The sequence below is a fragment of the Microcoleus sp. Z1_B2 genome (assembly GCF_036700325.1).
In the GTDB taxonomy this organism is placed as follows: Bacteria; Cyanobacteriota; Cyanobacteriia; order Cyanobacteriales; family Microcoleaceae; genus Microcoleus.
Map to the genome: position 1 here is coordinate 38,108 of NZ_JAUBOQ010000003.1, position 18,718 is coordinate 56,825.

General features: G+C 44.3%; 18 protein-coding genes. 8 read left to right on the forward strand and 10 right to left on the reverse strand.

The genetic code is table 11. The annotated features are described in order from the left end of the window. Positions 1-77: 77 nt before the first annotated feature. The 3 genes from cas3 to mntA are packed head-to-tail and all read right to left on the reverse strand — an operon-like array spanning position 78 to position 3,090. Positions 78-2,183: a type I-D CRISPR-associated helicase Cas3' gene (gene cas3 / locus QT984_RS02080; RefSeq protein ID WP_333373005.1), complete on the reverse strand. Its 2,106-nt coding sequence runs from the start codon at positions 2,181-2,183 to the stop codon at positions 78-80. A gap of 2 nt (positions 2,184-2,185) precedes the next feature. Beyond that, positions 2,186-2,641 carry a type VII toxin-antitoxin system HepT family RNase toxin gene (hepT, locus tag QT984_RS02085; protein ID WP_333373008.1) on the reverse strand — a complete coding sequence of 152 codons (456 nt, stop codon included), beginning with the start codon at positions 2,639-2,641 and terminating at the stop codon, positions 2,186-2,188. Then, a complete protein-coding gene (gene mntA / locus QT984_RS02090; RefSeq protein ID WP_333373010.1) occupies positions 2,638-3,090 on the reverse strand; it encodes a type VII toxin-antitoxin system MntA family adenylyltransferase antitoxin in 453 nt (150 codons plus the stop codon). The genes hepT and mntA overlap by 4 nt, the downstream gene beginning before the upstream one ends. 381 nt (positions 3,091-3,471) lie before the next feature. Here mntA and QT984_RS02095 point away from each other — a divergent pair, with 381 nt between their 5' ends. Then, positions 3,472-4,365, forward strand: a complete 894-nt coding sequence (locus QT984_RS02095; RefSeq protein WP_333373013.1) for a WYL domain-containing protein — start codon at positions 3,472-3,474, stop codon at positions 4,363-4,365. A 290-nt stretch (positions 4,366-4,655) separates the two neighbouring features. Here the strand turns inward: QT984_RS02095 and QT984_RS02100 are convergent, their stop codons facing one another. Continuing rightward, positions 4,656-4,871 carry a hypothetical protein gene (locus QT984_RS02100; RefSeq protein ID WP_333052699.1) on the reverse strand — a complete coding sequence of 72 codons (216 nt, stop codon included), beginning with the start codon at positions 4,869-4,871 and terminating at the stop codon, positions 4,656-4,658. Positions 4,872-5,122: 251 nt separating this feature from the next. Here QT984_RS02100 and grxC point away from each other — a divergent pair, with 251 nt between their 5' ends. After that, entirely contained in the window at positions 5,123-5,437 is a 315-nt protein-coding gene (grxC, locus tag QT984_RS02105; protein WP_333269824.1) for a glutaredoxin 3, read from the forward strand. A 131-nt stretch (positions 5,438-5,568) separates the two neighbouring features. On the opposite strand, the gene menD is transcribed toward grxC, so the two are convergent. Together menD and QT984_RS02115 are read right to left on the reverse strand one after the other, a co-directional pair. Then, on the reverse strand, positions 5,569-7,539 hold the full coding sequence (gene menD, locus QT984_RS02110; RefSeq protein ID WP_333373017.1) for a 2-succinyl-5-enolpyruvyl-6-hydroxy-3-cyclohexene-1-carboxylic-acid synthase: 1,971 nt from the start codon (positions 7,537-7,539) through the stop codon (positions 5,569-5,571). 15 nt (positions 7,540-7,554) lie between these two features. After that, entirely contained in the window at positions 7,555-8,988 is a 1,434-nt protein-coding gene (locus tag QT984_RS02115) for an isochorismate synthase (RefSeq protein ID WP_333052637.1), read from the reverse strand. 428 nt (positions 8,989-9,416) lie between these two features. On the opposite strand from QT984_RS02115, the gene menA reads away from it, so the two are divergent. From menA to QT984_RS02145, 6 genes are all read left to right on the forward strand, one after another. After that, complete coding sequence (menA, locus tag QT984_RS02120) at positions 9,417-10,313, forward strand: 2-carboxy-1,4-naphthoquinone phytyltransferase (RefSeq protein WP_333052635.1); 897 nt, start codon at positions 9,417-9,419, stop codon at positions 10,311-10,313. A 150-nt stretch (positions 10,314-10,463) separates the two neighbouring features. Then, positions 10,464-10,709: a hypothetical protein gene (locus QT984_RS02125; protein WP_333052632.1), complete on the forward strand. Its 246-nt coding sequence runs from the start codon at positions 10,464-10,466 to the stop codon at positions 10,707-10,709. 5 nt (positions 10,710-10,714) lie between these two features. Further along, complete coding sequence (locus QT984_RS02130) at positions 10,715-11,125, forward strand: retropepsin-like aspartic protease (protein ID WP_333052630.1); 411 nt, start codon at positions 10,715-10,717, stop codon at positions 11,123-11,125. Positions 11,126-11,152: 27 nt separating this feature from the next. Next, positions 11,153-11,950, forward strand: a complete 798-nt coding sequence (gene menH / locus QT984_RS02135) for a 2-succinyl-6-hydroxy-2,4-cyclohexadiene-1-carboxylate synthase (RefSeq protein ID WP_333208398.1) — start codon at positions 11,153-11,155, stop codon at positions 11,948-11,950. A gap of 11 nt (positions 11,951-11,961) precedes the next feature. Continuing rightward, positions 11,962-13,098: an o-succinylbenzoate synthase gene (locus QT984_RS02140; protein ID WP_333373021.1), complete on the forward strand. Its 1,137-nt coding sequence runs from the start codon at positions 11,962-11,964 to the stop codon at positions 13,096-13,098. A gap of 147 nt (positions 13,099-13,245) precedes the next feature. Beyond that, positions 13,246-14,667 carry a 2-succinylbenzoate--CoA ligase gene (locus tag QT984_RS02145; protein WP_333232840.1) on the forward strand — a complete coding sequence of 474 codons (1,422 nt, stop codon included), beginning with the start codon at positions 13,246-13,248 and terminating at the stop codon, positions 14,665-14,667. 113 nt (positions 14,668-14,780) lie between these two features. Here the strand turns inward: QT984_RS02145 and QT984_RS02150 are convergent, their stop codons facing one another. From QT984_RS02150 to QT984_RS02165, 4 genes are all read right to left on the reverse strand, one after another. Next, positions 14,781-15,752 carry a putative 2-dehydropantoate 2-reductase gene (locus QT984_RS02150; protein WP_333232842.1) on the reverse strand — a complete coding sequence of 324 codons (972 nt, stop codon included), beginning with the start codon at positions 15,750-15,752 and terminating at the stop codon, positions 14,781-14,783. Between the two features lie 253 nt (positions 15,753-16,005). Further along, positions 16,006-16,464 carry an acyl-CoA thioesterase gene (locus QT984_RS02155; protein WP_445242997.1) on the reverse strand — a complete coding sequence of 153 codons (459 nt, stop codon included), beginning with the start codon at positions 16,462-16,464 and terminating at the stop codon, positions 16,006-16,008. A gap of 107 nt (positions 16,465-16,571) precedes the next feature. Then, positions 16,572-17,018 (reverse strand): tellurite resistance TerB family protein, encoded by a 447-nt coding sequence (locus QT984_RS02160; protein WP_333052618.1) that lies wholly within the window; start codon positions 17,016-17,018, stop codon positions 16,572-16,574. 369 nt (positions 17,019-17,387) lie between these two features. Continuing rightward, on the reverse strand, positions 17,388-18,692 hold the full coding sequence (locus QT984_RS02165) for an ATP-binding protein (RefSeq protein ID WP_333052616.1): 1,305 nt from the start codon (positions 18,690-18,692) through the stop codon (positions 17,388-17,390). Between the last annotated feature and the right edge of the window lie 26 nt (positions 18,693-18,718).

The following is an 18,718-nucleotide window of genomic DNA, read 5'->3' on the forward strand; positions in this document are numbered from 1 at the left end:
AAATACCTAAATACCTATCAGGGATTGAAACACTGTCGCCTTCTGATGTCGGGCAAAACCCTTTCTCCTCAATCTTTTCAGCAGATCCACCCTTCATCCTGCTGCGGTTTCCAGTGCCAAATCAGCGTCTCCAGCAACAGTGCCGATCGCCCAAACGCGATGGTGTAATTTGCTTTACCATCAAATCGATCGCTCAAAGCATAGGCTTGGAAATGCACGGGCAATCCACACTTGGCTCGCAAAGTAGCGCGATCGCGATCGGAAACAAAACACACTAAACCTCGATTAGATAATTTGCCGCTAATCTCGTTAGTTCCCCCTGTCACTTCCAAACCTTTCAGGATTTGCACCTTGCCGGATTTAGCAATCTCATCCAAATCGTCTCGCGAGCAATAAAACTGCCAATCTTCTCGCAATTCCCGATATCCAGTCAATTTCAAATAACACAAAGCTTTCTCAAAGCGGCTGACTGCTAACCCAGCTTTTTTAGCTCTCTCCATAAAGTCGGCGCTTGTCATCAAATCAAAATGAAAGTTACTGAGCAAACTGGGGAGATTGTAAGTTTTAAACCGTTCTTTTTCCGGCTCATCGGGATTAGTCGTGTCATAAATGCCGCAATCTAGCTGGCTGATACCCCGAAAACTTCGAGCCTCCTCAATAATTTTCTTTTTCTCCTTTTCCATACAGCGGAAAAGCTGCCCTCGCATCTGTTTAATCGTAACTCCCAAAGCTTGCTCAATATCGGCTGCAAAATTATCCGCTGCTTCGGGATACTTGGTTTTCATCTGATAATTTTTTTCCAACTCTAAATGCACGCAAGCTGACTGAATTCCTCCCCAGCGTTTGGGATATTGCTTAAACTCATTGACATAGCCGTAATGCTGGCGGATAGCGTCGGACAAACTAATGCGATCGCGCGTTTCGCCATCTTGCAGCGGGTGATTTTCAGCCTCAAACAGCCTTTCTATAATAAAGTTGGGTAGCAAAGCATAAGCTTGATAAATGTCAAAGCCTGGATGTCTCCCCAACCTACCGAAACGCTGAATAAAATTCCCCGCATCCGCCGCTTCAAATACCAAAAAATTAATCCGAAAATCAACTCCCACATCAATTGTCGATGTTCCCAAAAGTAAATCCGCGTCTTCAACAGATTTAGACTTCTCTGTCTCGCCAGTCAATCCAGTATTTTCTCTGACTTTCAATCCCAGCGGTTCAAAAATTGCCTTGAATTTGGGGACTAAGGTTTTTACAGCGGCGATCGAGTTAAGGATAATTGCACCTTTACTCCCAGGATTATCTTGAAAAAATTTGAAAATTGTTGTTTCGGCATTTTCGACAATCCAATTATAACTGGAACGCAGATTTGGCTCTAATTTTTGCGGAAAACTCAAGTTAATCGGATAACTAATCTGCCGCCAGTTGTCACCTGCTGAAAACTGATAACCTCCCTGCTTGACTGGATTGATGATGCGATACTTTAATCCAGCTTTGGATAAAAACTCCTCTAACAAATCGTTCGGTGTAGCAGAGAGGAATAAAAACTTTTTGCCTGGAAATGTGTGCTTAATTAGCAGGATGGCGTTGATGACGCTGGCAATTTGGGGAGATGAAAAAATGTGGAACTCGTCAAAGATAAATAGTTTGTAGTTGTCGTCAATCTTGGCAAACAGGCGATCGGGGTTATCTCCTTTACCTTCTTTGTTTCGCCGCAAATAGCGGAAATCGTGGATGTAGTGGAATATATCGGGATTTGTCAGTAAAATCTCTGAGTTGTCCGCGCGATCGCACAATCCTGCTAATTTTGAAGAAAGTTTATTTGTTGCAATAAAATCCTCAAGAATCGCTGCATTCAAACGATAAATTTGCGGGTCGTTTTCCGGTTTAAACAGTGCTTTGTAGCCTCTTACCTGTTTTTCCTGATCGCGCGCCAGTTCGTTTGTGGGGTACATTGCTAAAGTGTACGTGCGATTGGTCACGGCTGCCAGAAAAGCTGCTAAACTTTTACCGTCCCCTGTCATCGCTGTATTGAAGACAACATCAATAGTTGGGTCTTTCAATGCTTCGTAGGTTTCGACTTGATGCCGCGAGAGTCCGTCCCAGCCCCTAGGTAAGGTAATGCCTGATGGAAGCGTTTGGGCGGGACATGAGTACACGGGTTTAAGAGTTATAGAATAATTTGCCATTTTTAATCTATTCCTGATCTATTATTGTCTCGAAGAGAATCTAGATAAGTAGAGACTTGCCGTTGATAAATCGGGTATTTCTGCAATACAATATCGATGGCTTGATGCACTTTGACAGGATCGATTTCGTCATACAGATGTACCAGACGGTTACGCAAAACACCTGATTGAGATAAGATGCTAGCTAACTCCGCTGTTATAATGCCACAGTTGCTAACTTCTATAAAAACATCAAAGTTACTATTCGGTTGCTGGACTTCTAATCGCTTGAGCAAATATCGATTGACATCAATTGCAACTTGAACGATCAGTTGCAACAATCGTTCTACAATTAACTGCTTTCCCCGATCGCTAAGATATTCTTCTAAAGTAATCGACTCAAAAGAACTTAAACTCTCTAGATAGTCTGTCATAAAATCCAGCTTAGCTAAGACGATCGCAGGCTCAATCTCCTTCATACTCCCCTCCTTTGCAATGCAATCTCGATTTTTTGTCGCAGATTCTGACGCAGCACTTCTAATTCTGCATTAGTCATCAAATATTGTTGTTTAAAAGCTTCAAATTGACCTAATTCTGTTTCGTACAGTAAAATTCCATCTCGCGCCACAAAATGAGCAATTAGCGACGAACAGCGATGTAATTCCACAACATCAATTTCATCACTATTGATTCCAAAAACTTGACCCAAAATTCCTGGAACTTCAAACCAAGAAAATCCCCGGTCTTGGCAATATTCTTCCCTAAGCTTTTCATCGTAAAGTGCGGCAAAATCCCAATCACTTTTTGCGTGAGTATCACCTCTGGCACGAGAACCAAAGAGAACGAGCATGTTGAGGTAAGGAATTTGTTCGGGAAGTTGTGAAGCAATTTCCTGAAGTTCAGTCAGCGTTGGGTAAATTTGGATCATGGTTAACTTTTGTAGGGTAAACAAATTCGACGACTAGGACAGATAAATTTTTCTAGTCATAATAAATTGTCTCTAGCACTCTATCTTTACAGGGGTAGAAGGAGAAAAATTCCCTCCAATCCCCTGACAAAATAGCCTTACACCCTATTATTGACGTTCAGCAACAATCGGTTTCGTGCTACTGCCGGCTCAGGCGACGTTTCTCAAATTCAGTCCTGAACGCATAAAACCAAAGAAACCGGGTTTTTATACTCGAACTGTCGGGTAGAACGCGTCTTTTCGTAAAAAAACCCGGTTTCTGACTACCATGCGTCCAGGACTGAAATTTATAGCCTTCGTTATCTCTGGGATGTTTGTACTTGCACTAAAATTATATTTACATTGAAAACCCAATCTGTCAAGTGTGCAAGTACAATTTGTTTAATGCCCCGCAAAAAAGAGACAATTACACTTTCAATTCCGACCGGAACCAAGGAACAGCTAGAGGCGATCGCCCTTCGCCTCGGTATCTTATGGGGCAAAAGTCCCAGTGTGTCTGGGTTACTGGTCGCAATCGCCCAACAAAAAATCGAAGTGGGCGAACCCTTTACCCTCAATTCAGTGCAGGTACAATCCTTGAACAAAGCCGTCAAATTCCTCAACGACTCTGGCGAAGTCGAAGCCGCCCAGATCGTCATGGCATTACTTTTGGACAAAGCCAATCTGGAAACCCCTTTCCGGCAAAAGTTGCTCGAACAAGTCAACCAAACTGCCGAAGCGTGGCGGATTCGACTCAATCAACTGATTGACGATCGCCAACCGTTCAGACTGTTTTACCAGTCCGGCAAAGACAAAGTGAGCGAATTTACTGCCCGCAGTGCCAAAATTCGCCTCTACGACAAGCGCCTGTACCTAGAAATCTGGTGCGACGATGCTGACTCCAGAGAAATCCCGGAATTAGCTCACAATCGGTGTTTGCGTTTGGACAAGATTGTTAACTTGCTACCTGCCAGTGAAAATTGGCGCGAAACCATAGACTATCTGGAAGTACACTTACACTTTTTAAGGGGATTGGCTGGAAACTATGAAGCCAAAGAGGAGGACGATGTGGCAAATGAAATGGTGGGAGACGTGCGCCATGTAGTGAAGCGGGTATCCAGCCGATTCTGGCTGTTCCGAGAGGTGTTTCGGTACGGCAAAGACTGCGTGATTGTCTCGCCCCAGAATGTGCGCGATCGCTTCCAACAAGAACTGATCGCCCTCTGCCGCCAGTACAACATCGAAATCCGCGATTAGAGGACTTGGAAGTACCGAAAAACACACAGAGACTTAAGAAACCGGGTTTTTTCCGAGATTAAGGGTTTGAATCCAGTATTTTGGTAAAAACCCGGTTTCTGACAACCCGCGATTAAATCAAAAAAAAAGCAGCCGGTAAAGGCTGCTTTGACAAAAAAACCGTTGTTGAGTTAGAGGAGAAAACTTTAAATCGAATTCAAATTACCGCTGTTTCAACTCCTGCCTGAGTTTCCACTATTTTCATCTACCGCTGACTCACCTTGCCTTCAGAACAAAACTTCAAATCCCGATTAGAATGCTGCGGAAAGTTCGTTGACTACTTGGACTCTGCCTCTGAGCACCGCCCGCAGCAGGCGGTTGACACAGCCTCTGTCTTCGTCATTCAGAGAGTCGTCGAAGGTGGCGGCCATCAAACCGTAGCGATCGGCCAGAGTCAAAACGCCTGTATCCGTTACAGAAGCGAGGATTTCAGAGATAGCGCCGGGGAGGAGTTGTACGGGGTTCATGGCAGTGCGGTTGAATTCGATATATTTATCATCTTCTGGTTTCCTCAAAATATCGGTGATATTAATGAGGCCGCGAAGGTGATTGTCAGGGGTGAAAGCAAGTGATCCGAGTAGAGTCAAATTGTGATTTGGGTCACAATGCGATCGCCCGACAGCTTAAAACCCACCTCTGGCAGATGCGCCCATACCAGCGGAATTTATACATTGGGTATGATTTCTAAATGAGTTCCACCCTTACCCCCGTACTGAAAATGCTTGATTTTCTCAATCCCATCTTGGGCCGCAAGCCCGATCGCATCAAAGCCAATGTGGAAATCTATACTTGGCAAACCTGTCCCTACTGCATCCGCGCCAAAACTTTGCTGTGGTGGAAAGGCGTAAATTTTACGGAATACAAAATTGATGGCGACGAAGCGGCTAGAAAGGCAATGGCCGATCGCGCTAACGGACGCCGCAGCGTACCCCAAATTTTCATTAATAAGCAACACGTAGGCGGCTGCGATGACATTCACAAACTCGATGCAGAAGGAGAGTTAGATTCGCTGCTAGCTCAACCAGCAGTTTAAACTGAGATATTGCAGCATTCCCAAGAACAGGCTTTTGGGCCTGTTCCACAAAGAGTGAATTTTCTGCTTGTGGGGTGTAGGGGTTGGGCCGAAGAGCCCGCCCGCGAAAGGCTTATTGACAAAAGTCCTTACTACGAACCTTTGGCAAATTTACCTAAATTATCTTGCCGCCATTTAGCATCCGATCGCCTGTCTGTTTGCAATTCTAAGACGCGAATCCCGCTATTTGGCAGCAAATTTAATTTTTGTTTGAACTGTTCCCAATCCTCAATTACCTCGTGTTCCACGCCATAAGTTGCACACAAATGAGCAAAATTCATCTGCTGCGGCGTGGCAAAAAACTCTTCAAAGGGCGGGTCAAATTTGGCAACGGGCAACATTTCAAAAATTCCGCCGCCGTTGTTATTAATTAATAATATTGTCAGATGACCGACAAATTTATTTTTAATTAAAAAACCGTTTGTATCGTGCAAAAGTGTTAAATCGCCTGTTAGCAGGATGCTGCTTAGATTGCGGTGAGCAACTCCCAAAGCTGTTGATAATGTGCCGTCTATACCGTTAGCGCCGCGATTGAAAAACGGTTTTATTTCTAAGTTGTTTGGCTTCCAGAAAAACTCTACATCTCTGACGGGCATACTGTTGGCAATAAATATCGGTGTTCCAGGCGGCAAAATTTGGGAAAGCAGCCAGGAAACTTTGGGCTCGATTATGTTGTTAATTGTTGCTATTTTTTGGTCTATTGTTTGTCTGACTTGGATTTCGGTGTTGCGCCAAAGTTGGAGGTATTCGTTTGAGGGAGAGGTTTGAACCCCCCCTAACCCCCCCTTGTTAAGGGGGGGGACAAGAGTTGATTCGTCCTTGTTTAGGGGGGGGATTTGAGTTGATTCCTCCTTGCTAAGGGGGGGGATTTGAGTTGATTCGCCCTTGTTTAGGGGGGGGATTTGAGGGGGGATATTAGTGGTAGCAGTGGTTAGAACCCCCCCTAACCCCCCCTTGCTAAGGGGGGGGACTTGAGGGGAAATAGCAGTGGCTAGATGCTCTACGGAGGTTCGCAGGTGGATTGTTTGGCCGTGTAGGGGATCGAAGTTGTGGTGGCTGGGGTCGATTATGTAGCGTTTTGGTTGGGTTTTGTCTAGCCAGTTTCGCAGTTCTTTGCTTGTGGGTAAGTCTCCGATTTGAATGGCGATTTCTGGGGTTAATTTATCTGCTAGTTCGCGGTTTCGCAGGATTAAATCGTAGGTATAAATTAGATGGGGGTTTAGTTGGGCGTAGTTTCTAGCTGGAGATAGTCCTTCTGCTAAAACTGGCCAGTTTAAGGATTTGGAAATTTGGGCGATCGCACTACAGTATTTTTCGGCAAATTGAGGCTGTGCAACGCCTGCAATAATAATCCCTTTGCTGCACTTTTGCCACTGTTGCATGGTACTTTCTTCTCCCCCCCTTAACAAGGGGGGGCTGGGGGGGGTAGAGCTTTCTCCTGCAAAAATTGGTTCTAATCCTGCAAAGAAATCTTCGGGATTGAATTGTGTTTCTAAAACTTCTACAGCTATGTCTGGAACGGGTACAAGTGGGTCGCGAAAGGGGATGTTGAGGTGGACGGGGCCTGGTGTTGGAAATTGCGATCGCTCCCAAGCATACACGATCGTCTGCCGCAGATAGTCTAGCATTCCTCTGGACGCAGAAGGTATCGCTAATTCAGCTTGCCAGTTGGGATAATTGCCGTAGATTTTCACTTGGTCGATCGCTTGTCCGGCGTGACAGTCCCGCAGTTCTGGAGGTCTATCGGCGGTGAATATTAGCAGCGCAATTCGACTTTCTCTGGCTTCTATTATCGCAGGATAAAAGTTGGCTGCAGCGGTTCCCGATGTGCAAATTAGTGCGGTTGGAAAACCGGATTTTTTGGCAATTCCTAATGCGAAAAAGCTGGCTGAACGTTCATCTAGTATGGGAATAGTTTCTATTTTTTTGTTTTGAGCAAAGGCTATTGTTAATGGTGCCGATCGCGAACCGGGACAAATCACGGCGGTAGTTAATCCCAGTCGTTGCAATGTCTCTGCTAATATTGAAGACCAGAGAGTGTTGGTATTGCGAAAATCAATCATTTTTATAATATATTGCTAAACTAAAGCATTTAAAAGTGGTTGTAATTTGAGCTGAATTTCTGCTAGTTCTTTTTCGGGTTCCGAACCGGCAACAATACCAGCACCAGCATAAAGTATAGCCCGATCGCCATCGATTAATGCCGATCGAATGCCCACGGCAAATTCGCCGTTGCCGGTGCGATCTATCCAGCCGAGGGGCGCTGCATACAACGAGCGATCGCAGCTTTCGCAGCCGCGAATTTGCTGTAGGGCAATGTCTCTCGGTACGCCCGCCACCGCTGGCGTTGGATGCAGTTGGGATAAAATCTTTAATAAATGAATATCACGGGGAATTCTAGCCCTTATGGGTGTCCACAAATGCTGAATGTTTGACAGTTGCAGTAGCCTGGGAACCGGGGAAAAGTCGGGATTGATACCGAGACTCGACAGGCGATCGACTATAAAATCAATTACAACTCGATGTTCTCGAATATCCTTTTCGCTGTTGAGTAAACCTTTGCCTAAATTCGCATCTTCCGCTTCATTTTTCCCCCTCGGTGCGGAACCTGCTAAGGCATCTGTTACTAACTCATTTTTGTGAATGCTGATTAAGCGTTCTGGACTGGCACCGATGAAATTTTGACCTTTGCCGTTACTGGTGGAAAATACGTAGCAACCGGGATAAGTAAGGCGCAAGTTATTTAACGAATCTATTAAACTGAAAGGGGTTTGGGAAATGACATTTATTGCTTGGGACAAAACAATCTTACTGAAATATTGAGAGTGGATCAAGTCTAAAGCGGACTTGACGGATGTTTTAAATTGAGTGGCATCATTCACAGGAATTTGTTTGAAAAATATCGAGCTGTTTCTAATAGACGTGATTTTTTTGTAAGGTGAACACGAAATTTTATCAAAATTTTCCCAAATATTATCCGTGATAATTTTAACATTTATATCTCGGTTTATAATTGCATTGGCAACAATTGTGCAGCTATCTTTCAGGCGAGTAATCTGCCATTTTGGTAAAAATACGGTGCCAGGGGGGAAGTAAGAATTGGTCGCGACATTCTCATCGAAAAAAGCAAAGCTACAAAAAAAGTGGGGCCCGCTGAAGGGCAAGCGTTCTGTACCGATGGTAATTGTTCGGGCAAGACAAGATTGAATAAAATTTTGAGCTAGGGTAAATCGATCGCTTCCGGCTACTGTTAAATGGATGGCCGAATCTAGGGCGGCGATCGCAAAACTGTTGCCGGAAATCGGGTCTCTTTTTTCAAAGTAAAAGTGCCGCTGGCAAGGTTCGGAAATCTCTTGAAGTACAACTAGCGGATCGACGGGGGCAATCTCCTGAGAAATACTAACTATCTTGGTTTGATCTTTTTCGGTTAAAGACTGCTGGCAATCTAACAGAAACTGATGCAGTTGATTGCGGTCTTGTAAAAGATTAGCGCGGTGCGGTATTACTGTCATGAAAGCGAGAATAGCAGATTTGTCAGAAAGAGTGCGGTTTTGTCCCGCTAGAACCCCTATTTCGATCTAAGCACGGGAGGGCGATCGCAAAACATGACCTTTCGAGTTTCCCGGAAAGTTTGGGATCGGCGGGGGGCAAAAAACAGACGATCTTCTTCGAGGGCTTTCCTTCGGATCGCGAAAGCTAACGCCAACCCGCGATCGATCGAAACATTTAGACATAAAACTTTAAGATTGAGCGACTCAATCTCGACTCTCATACGATCGCCCCCACAGAGGTTTGCAGACGGGCATTACCGGGCGCGCGATCGCCCGCAAAGCCTGTCAACGGATACCCCCCGCGCACTAAACCCGATGCAGAGTAGAGTTTCTTCACCAATAAAATTGTAAAATTACTACGCTGCTATCAATTGCATCAAGTTTGTGTAATGACAACAAAGTTAATTGAACGTCCAAATAGTAAATTGTGGCTGGCGGCAATCAAGCCGCCCATGTACAGCGTTGCGGTAATTCCTATTTCAGTAGGAACAGCAGTTGCTTTTGCCGAAACTCAAACGATTAATTCGTCAATTTTTTCGACATTTTTAATGTCAGCCATTTTGATTATAGCATGGCTGAATCTCAGCAATGATGTATTTGACTCAGAAACAGGCATCGATAAAAATAAAGCGCATTCCCTAGTTAATTTAACCGGAAATAAAGCTTTAATTTTCGGGCTGGCAAATCTATTTTTAGCAGTGGGAGTGTCGGGAATCTGTGCCATAAGCTGGTGGCAAAAAGACCCAACAGTAATTTTGCTAGTAGTTTTGTGCTGTGCTCTCGGCTACACTTACCAAGGGCCTCCATTTCGTCTTGGCTATCAAGGTTTGGGGGAAATAATTTGCTTTTTTACCTTTGGGCCGCTAGCCTTCGCCGCTGCTTATTACAGTCAGACTCAAACTTGGTCTGCAACTAATTTTGCGGCTTCGGTAATCGTGGGAATTACTACGAGTATCATCTTATTTTGTTCCCACTTTCATCAAATTGCGGATGATTTGGCGGCGGGAAAAAAATCGCCGATTGTGCGACTCGGTACGAAAAAAGGTGCTCAGTTGTTGCAGTGGTTATGCGGCAGCGTTTATACTTTGACTGTGCTATTTGTGGCTTTGGGAATGTTCCCAATTTGGACGCTGTTGATTTTTGGAAGTTTGCCATTTGCGATCGACCTTTGCCGCCATGTCACAGACTATCACGACCAACCTGCAAAGGTGAGCAACTCTAAGTTTATCGCAGTTACGCTGCATTTTTCGAGCGGATTGCTGCTGGCGTTGGGCTTTGGTTTGTAGATCGGGCGATCGAGAATTCGGGTAAACTGGAGGTATGGTTTGCTAAGCTGAGGGAGTTGGGCGAGTTGGCAGAGTTGGGCGACTTCTCAAAATCTTCTTTAATTCAGCAATCCGTACCTCACATTGAATGGTCAAAAGGAGAATCAAAGCATGAGTACGCAAACAGAAATTGACAAAATCATGAGCCTAGAAGAAATCATCCACTTATATCCTAGCGAGTGGGTGCTAATTGCTTACACTGAGCTGGATGAGGATTTGAATGTAATTCGAGGTGAAGTTTTAGCACACTCACCGGAGCGCGATTTGCTTTACAATAATGCTTTGTCAAGGAAGGGAAAATCGGTGGCAATAGAATACACCGGCCCTATCCCTGAAGACTTAGCAGCTATGTTGTAACAAAAATGCCAGATTATCAAAAAGCTTATCGCTTATTGCGTCACGGACGAAATTTGCTCGCGGTGCAAGCAACCATTGGTGGAAATAATGGTGAGGCTACTGAGTATCGGGTGCGTTTATTGGTGGATACGGGAGCCAGCTACACAATATTGCCAGTTAAAACATTAGAGGATTTGGGTTACGATACGCGCAATCCTCTACGCAGGCAAGAAATCTTTACAGGTCAAGGAAGAATCTATGTTCCTGTAATTAATGTATCTTGGTTTAATTGCGTGGGTCAACTAATAGAAAATTTTGACGTATTTGCCCACGATATACCGCCAAATGTTCGTATAGATGGTCTTCTTGGTATGGACTTTCTCACTCGTTTTCAGGCAGTTATCTCTGTTGGCGATGCGGAAATTAGATTTCAGTAAATACGGCAATTATACTAATAATTGTAGATGGACTTTAAACATTATCAATTTCACTATTCCTTAACTGGCAACAAGAATCAGCCGACAATTTTATTTTTGCATGGATTCACGGGCAGCAGTCAAGACTTTAGCAGCGTCATTCCCTTACTTTTTAACAGTTATTGCTGCTTAGCAGTTGACCTTCCAGGTCACGGAGAAACTAGAGTCAGCGGCGACGAAAGTTGCTACAATATATCAAATACAGCCCAAGCATTGATCCAGTTATTAAATGATTTACAAATAGACAAATGTTTGTTATTGGGCTATTCAATGGGCGGGCGATTGGCACTTTACATGACATTACATTTTCCAGAAAGATTTGAGAAAGTAGTGCTGGAGTCTGCCTCGCCGGGATTGAAGACAGAAAAAGAGCGATCGCACCGCCGACAAGCCGATTTACAGCTAGCACAAAAGCTGGAAAATAGCAACATTAAAGATTTTTTATTCAACTGGTACGATATCCCTTTATTCAAATCTTTAAAAAACTCTCCTAACTTCGACAAACTCATAGAAAGCCGCTTAGCAAACAATCCCTTAGAATTAGCCAAATCCCTCCGCAACATGGGAACCGGCAACCAGCCATCTCTCTGGGAAAAACTCGCACAAAATCAAATCCCCATCATCTTGCTAGCGGGAGAATATGATGATAAATTTATAAATATAAATACCGAAATGGCCAGCTTGTGTCCGGCGGCTACTCTGGAAATTGTACCCAAAGCTGGTCACAATATCCATTTTGAAAATATTGATAAGTTTGGATCAGTTGTGAGACAATTTTATGATTAACTAAAAAACTAATGCTTTATCAATTCGAGTTTCGCACTTATCAGCGAAAATTTAAGCGCCCCTTGCAAACAAGTCACGGCATCTGGGATATTCGCGAAGGAATTATCCTGCGACTTGTGGACGAAAATAATCGAATTGGTTGGGGAGAAATTGCCCCTTTGAGTTGGTTTGGTTCCGAAAGTTTTGAGCAAGCTTTAGATTTTTGTCACCAGTTGCCAGCTAATCTTTCATCAGAGATGATTTTTGCTATTTCCGCTGAATTGCCGGCTTGTCAATTTGGCTTTGAGTCGGCACTATCAAACTCTAGATTCCCCCTAACCAAGGGCGGGCACGGGGGCACCGCCCCTACTAAGGGGGGGACAAGAAATATTCTCCAAGTCCCCCTTATTAAGGGGGATTTAGGGGGATCTAGACTTCGCCTAAAATCGACATTGATTGCGGGTTCAGTCTTAAGCAGTCACCAATGGAGAGAGGTTGGAAATGAGGAAGAAAAAAATCGGTTCAGCGGTTTATTGCCAGCAGGAGAAACAGCTTTGCAGGCTTTACCAATACTTTGGTTAGAGGGATATCGCACGTTTAAATGGAAAATTGGTGTTGCTGCAATTGAGGAAGAATTAAAGATTTTTCAGCAGCTAATCCAAGTAATGCACAATTTGTGCGATCGCGAAAAAGGATTTTTGCGCTTAGATGCCAACGGGGGACTCAGTTACTCGCAGGCTAAAACATGGCTGGAAGCTTGCGACAAGGTAAAAGCAACTCCCGACTTTTCCGCAGACATTGAATTTTTGGAACAGCCGCTGCCAGTAACACAGTTTCAGGAAATGGTAGAATTGAATGCTATTTATACAACTCCGATCGCCCTTGACGAATCTGCCGCCAACCTCGATCGCATCCAAGAGTGCTACAGCCAAGGCTGGCGGGGCATTTTCGTCATTAAACCTGCGATATGCGGTTCCCCATCCCAACTGCGAAAATTTTGTCAAACTCACAATATAGACGCTGTTTTCTCATCAGTATTTGAAACCGAAATCGGCAGACAAGCAGCCTTAAATATAGCAAAACAATTGTCTTTAAATAAGAGAGCACTCGGCTTCGGCACCGATTGCTGGTTCGACGACAATCATTCGATTTTAGATTTTAGATTTTAGATTTTAAATTACTCCTGGGGCTCAGAAACCGGGTTTTTTACGAAAAGACGCGTTGCAGCCGACAAATTCGGTAAAAAACCCGATTTCTTTGTCGGAGTGAGTAACTCCTGTAATTGTTTTGAAGCGAGAAACTTGGTGAAAGCATCTATGGCAACAAATCTAACAGTAAATATCCTGGATATCGCGTGTGGCTTGCCCGATAATTGGCTGATCGGTTGTGACAGTCGCGAATTTGCCCGAATTGTCGATCGGCTATTTCAAGAAATCACCCAAAATCCCGCACAAAAAACACCCCCAAAAATTTGCATCGCCGAAGCAGAACCAGTGCAATTTCTTGCCAGTTTCACCGCCGCCCGCGCCGCCAAATGCCCGATTTTTCTCTGCAATCCCAACTGGGTAAAACAAGAATGGCAACAAGTCTTTGATTTAGTTCAACCCGACTTAATTTGGGGACAATGCCCGCTTCCCACCACTCCCCATATCCCAGTCTGCGAAGGCGAACTTCGTTTGTATAGCCGCGAATTCCATTCGCCGACAAAAAGCGGTTTTGATACAATCATGATTCCCACCGGCGGTTCTTCAGGAAAAATCCGTTTTGCCATCCACACTTGGGAAACACTAACCGCATCAGTACAAGGTTTTCAACAATATTTTCAAGTTGACAAAATCAACTCTTTCTGCATTTTGCCCTTATACCACGTCAGCGGTTTAATGCAATTCATGCGTTCTTTTACTAGCGGCGGACAACTGGCAATTCAGCCATTTAAAGAATTAGAAAATGGTAAAATATGCGATATCGAACCCGAAGAATTTTTCATTTCTTTAGTTCCAACTCAACTGCAACGGCTGCTGCAAAATCCCGATACAGCTAATTGGCTTGGACGCTTTCGTGCCGTACTTTTGGGCGGTGCTCCCGCTTGGCCGGAACTTTTAGAAACAGCTAGAAACTATCAAATCAAATTAGCGCCCAGTTATGGCATGACCGAAACCGCCTCGCAAATTGCTACACTAAAACCCGAAGATTTTCTCGCGGGCAATAACAGTTCCGGTCAAACTTTACCCCATGCTAAAATAACTATTCGGAGTGCAAATGGTGATATTTTGTGCGAAAATCAAATCGGAAATATTGTGGTAAATGCTAAATCTTTGGCGTTGGGTTATTATCCTAAAAATATTGGCGATCGCCAATACTTCCAATTAGACGATTTGGGATTTTTTGATAAAAATAACTACTTAAATATCGTCGGACGCAGCAGCGACAAAATTATCACAGGCGGAGAAAATGTTTTTCCGGCGGAAGTTGAAGCCGTTGTGCGATCGACTAATTTAGTTGCGGATATTGCTGTAATTGGCTTGCCAGACAAAGATTGGGGTCAAGTCGTTACGGCTATCTACGTTCCCGCTAATTCCGAAGTTACGGTCAAAAATCTGCACGCAGCAATAGAAGATAAGTTGAGCAAGTTTAAGCGGCCGAAATATTGGGTAATTGTCGAACAATTGCCGCGCAATTCTCAAGGCAAAGTCAATCGAGAACAATTGCAAGAAATTGCGATGTGTCATCGCCGGTGAATCGATAGAATTAACCGGATTTGACAGTAATTCCTGTAGGGGCGGGTTCACCAATATCTACAACACCAGCGAGAAATCTCACAAACCCGCCCCGCCCAATTGCCAATTGCCAATTAGGACAAACCTAATAGCCTTCTCGTCCTCTCCGCTTCTTGTCTTTGAAAATCCACAAACTTCAACATTCGGTAAAGTACCTCTATTTGCCGCAACCTAATACCTGCTTGCTGCGCCACCCGTATCGGATTACCAAAAATCGCCTCAACTTCCAGGGGCCGCGATTCATCATAATCGATTTTCATGCTGGTGCGGTAAGGCTTCATTTTCTGAGTATATTCGAGCATTTGTGGGATAAAGTCATCGGGAATAATGCGATCGCAACTTTTGGCTGCCGCTACCACTTCCCCCATGATTTCCTTAACTAAAATCAGAGTATCGGGATTAGCCATCAGTTCGTCAGTTCTCGCATCCAACACTACAGACAGCCCGTTATAAGGAATATTCCAAACCAGCTTTTTCCACCTTGACAATAGCAAATCTTCGCTCATTTTAATGGGAATATGAGCACGTTTAAAGTCCTTAGCAATTTGGTGCAATCTATCAGTAATACCGATTGCTTTGTAGTCCTGGGCATATTCTCCCAGGGTGATAGTGCCGTAATCTAGGTGGCAGATATGACCGGGCCCAACTTTATAAGAGCAGAGAAAACACAGCCCGCCAACCACTCGTTCTGCACCGACAATTTTAGCGACTTCCGGTTCTGTATTCAATCCATTTTGCAATACTAAAACCGCGCCGTTATCCTTTAATAAAGGAGGCAATATTTTGGGCAACAAGTGATTTTGAGTTGTTTTCAGCGCTACAATTACTACGTCGCACTGAGGCATTTTGTGCGCGTCGTGGTAGGCGCGGACGTGAGGGAGGGTGAAGTTGCCTTCGGGAGACTCGACAATCAAACCGTGTTTTTTGACGTGTTCGTAATCACTACGAAGCAAAAAATTGACTTCTAAACCTGCTTGTTGCAGTCTAGCACCGTAGAATCCGCCTAAAGCTCCCGTGCCCACAATGGCATAATTGCGATTTGACATACTATCAACTATTCAGAAATAATTATCAACAAAACAGAAATTTGATTGTCATTCCCTGCTACTATTTAAAGATAGAACTAATGCCAATTCTCGCCTCCAGAAAGCAACAATCATGAGTGTTGGGTTTGTTTCCTGAACTATGAGGTAAGGTGCGTCGCTTTGAGATTGTCACTCTTTTTTAGGATTGGCAGGTGGCGACGCACCCGGAGCGCTACTGTTGCATGACTTTTGAGAATTAGTATAATCTGAAATCTCAACTCTCAATTTTCCTCATCCACTGCATCAAGTCTTCAGATAGCTGTTTTCGAGTTCGGCTAACTGCATCGATGCAGACGTGCTTAGTCATAGCTTTAGCAGCGCTTCTTCCTGCAACTTCCTCAGAAAATAGTTGATAGGCAATTTCAAATTCATCGCCAGTAACTTGTTTAGGCGTCAATTGAATCATCAGCCGATCGCCCGCAAACATTGGGCGATAAAAATCTACACTAGCATGAATTATGGGAAAGGCAACCTCGGAATTGCTGAAAAATGCTTTGAGATTGATTCCCGATGCTGCTAGAGATGCCTCGTAAGCTTCGTGGCACATCGCCAAAACGTTAGCAAAGTAAACGACTCCAGCAGCATCGGTATCTTGAAAGCGAACAGTGCGGGTGTAAGTGAAAGGCATTTGAGGTAGTAACGGCGATCGCAAATTCGATCGCAATTTTACCAACCATCATATCGGTAAACCCGCACTTTTGGAGAAGTTGTCAGCTAAGTAAGTAGGCACTAATTTTTTAGATTGTAAAATTCGCCCTCCTCACTCCTTCCCCTGATTTCTTAACCTTTGTTCTTAATCAACATCACGTCTATAATCTTGAGGGCAATATCTTCGGAAATCCCCAATGCACTGTAAAGATCGTTCAAAAGTTGTTCTTCTTCTTCTGAAACCTCGCCATCTGCTAAAGCGATATCAGTTGTCACAGCAAAAACTGTTTCTTTAAGTTCGTCGGGAAGCATTGCCAAAGCGGCATTAAACAGTACCTCCACTCCTTGCCGTTGCATAATCATCAGCAGGCGATCGAGCATTTTTCTCATCACGTCATCAGGATAACTGCGGAACAGTTGCATCCGAGATAGCGTCATGCTAATCGCTTTACTTTCGCTGTCATTGATGTAACCGTCGGCTGCTACGGCAATTAGCGCGATCGCCGCAAATGATTCGGCCGGCCCTAAAGTTACTTCCGTTTCTTGGCGAGTCTTCGATACTTTATCAAATAAACCCATGATATTTTCCTCATTATTTAGTGGTGGATTTATGGAGTCAGGATGGGTTCTGGCTCTGGAGGTTTCTTGGGAGATTTTGATAATTATATCAAATTTGGTTAGTTATTTATTATCAATAAAATTATGAAAAAATTAAGAATTTTTATTTCGCCCTTCGGCGCTGCAACGGCGGGTTTATTCAGATCCTGAATTGCCTTCCCATATATCGGCTAAAACAGGCATCTTGCACCCTTGTAAGCAACAGGCTTTTCGGCCTGTTCCACAAAGAGTGAATTTTATTGTGGAACAGGCCGAAAAGCCTGTTCATAAAAAACTTATTGAGAAGGATGTAACATCTCAGTTAAAACCCGCCATTACAGCGCAGACCATCTATTTGTCAAAAAGGGCTAAATCTGCTTTCAGAAAATCAACAAACTGTCGCGCAGTTCTGCCCGATCGCCCGTTGCGACGAGTTGCCCATTCTTTAGCGCGGTGTTCCAAATCCTCAGCAGCGAGTTTGATTCCAGCAAGTTCTGCCAGATGTCGGACAATTGTTAAATAAGTGTTTTGATCGGCCGGTTCAAAAGTTAAAGTCAAGCCAAATCGATCGCTAAATGAAAGTTTTTCCTGCACAGTATCCCAAGCGTGAACTTCATCTCCGTCGCGGGGGCGAGGCCTGTCGTCAAAAAACTCTCGAATTAAATGCCTGCGGTTAGATGTGGCGTAAACTACCACATTTTGAGAGCGGGCAGTCACATTCCCCTCCAACACAACTTTCAGAGCTTTAAAAGCATCATCATCTTCCTCAAAAGACAGGTCATCCACAAAAATAATAAACTTTTGAGGAACTCCCCGCAACTGCTCGACAATTAGCGGCAAATCTTGCAAATCCGATTTAGATACTTCAATCAAGCGCAGATTGCGAGATCCAAATTCATTTAACAGCGACTTCACCAAAGAAGACTTGCCCGAACCGCGGCTGCCGTATAGCAAGACGTGCAAAGCCGGATAACCTGCCAGCAAAAACTCCGTATTTTTCACCAAAGCATCCCGCTGCCAATCGCAGCAAACCAACTCTTTTAAAGTTATGCGATCGGGATGGGAAATACTCGCCAACTGCCCTCCCCGCCACGCAAAAGCGCGATATTCGGCAAACAAACCCGTGCCAAACTGTCGGTAATAAGCTGCCAAAGATTCCGTAGCGCTCGACCATTTTTCCAGTTTTCCGTGCAGCGGCAAATCTCCCTGTTCTGCTACACTTTCTGAATGCCAAATCGGAGGCACTGCGTCAAGTTGACCCGCTACCCGCACCCACTTGCTCAACTGTTCGCTGCTGCATTCGTAAATATTTTGCAGCACTTCTAAATCATGTCGGGCGGCCTCCACCAAAGCGGGGGGCAAACTTGCAAAATCTGTTTGCTGTGCTCGGCGTGAAAAGGGGTTTTCGTTTTTGAGAATTTCCCAAATCAAAGAATCTTTCCAGCTTAAATTTTTAGCAGCCTGAAGTTTGAACCAGTTCCCGTAAGCTACCTGACATTCCAAACCGCTGACTTCGCTGTGGTGAAGGGCTTGCAGCAAATCGAGAAAGGCTTGGCCGGCGGGGCTTTTGAGAACCGATTGATACAGCAGCAGGGATGCTGCGAGGCGCTGGAGGTAACGGATTTGGGCGATCGCACCAGAAGTTAGGGCTGACATAATGGCAATTGTATAACAGTTACATA

Coding starts and splice junctions, on each gene's coding strand:
- cas3 (WP_333373005.1), bottom strand. CDS start 2,183: ATGGCAAATTATTCTATAACTCTTAAACCCGTGTACTCATGTCCCGCC.
- hepT (WP_333373008.1), bottom strand. CDS start 2,641: ATGAAGGAGATTGAGCCTGCGATCGTCTTAGCTAAGCTGGATTTTATG.
- mntA (WP_333373010.1), bottom strand. CDS start 3,090: ATGATCCAAATTTACCCAACGCTGACTGAACTTCAGGAAATTGCTTCA.
- QT984_RS02100 (WP_333052699.1), bottom strand. CDS start 4,871: ATGAACCCCGTACAACTCCTCCCCGGCGCTATCTCTGAAATCCTCGCT.
- grxC (WP_333269824.1), top strand. CDS start 5,123: ATGCTTGATTTTCTCAATCCCATCTTGGGCCGCAAGCCCGATCGCATC.
- menD (WP_333373017.1), bottom strand. CDS start 7,539: ATGATTGATTTTCGCAATACCAACACTCTCTGGTCTTCAATATTAGCA.
- QT984_RS02115 (WP_333052637.1), bottom strand. CDS start 8,988: ATGACAGTAATACCGCACCGCGCTAATCTTTTACAAGACCGCAATCAA.
- menA (WP_333052635.1), top strand. CDS start 9,417: ATGACAACAAAGTTAATTGAACGTCCAAATAGTAAATTGTGGCTGGCG.
- QT984_RS02125 (WP_333052632.1), top strand. CDS start 10,464: ATGAGTACGCAAACAGAAATTGACAAAATCATGAGCCTAGAAGAAATC.
- QT984_RS02130 (WP_333052630.1), top strand. CDS start 10,715: ATGCCAGATTATCAAAAAGCTTATCGCTTATTGCGTCACGGACGAAAT.
- menH (WP_333208398.1), top strand. CDS start 11,153: ATGGACTTTAAACATTATCAATTTCACTATTCCTTAACTGGCAACAAG.
- QT984_RS02140 (WP_333373021.1), top strand. CDS start 11,962: ATGCTTTATCAATTCGAGTTTCGCACTTATCAGCGAAAATTTAAGCGC.
- QT984_RS02145 (WP_333232840.1), top strand. CDS start 13,246: ATGGCAACAAATCTAACAGTAAATATCCTGGATATCGCGTGTGGCTTG.
- QT984_RS02150 (WP_333232842.1), bottom strand. CDS start 15,752: ATGTCAAATCGCAATTATGCCATTGTGGGCACGGGAGCTTTAGGCGGA.
- QT984_RS02160 (WP_333052618.1), bottom strand. CDS start 17,018: ATGGGTTTATTTGATAAAGTATCGAAGACTCGCCAAGAAACGGAAGTA.
- QT984_RS02165 (WP_333052616.1), bottom strand. CDS start 18,692: ATGTCAGCCCTAACTTCTGGTGCGATCGCCCAAATCCGTTACCTCCAG.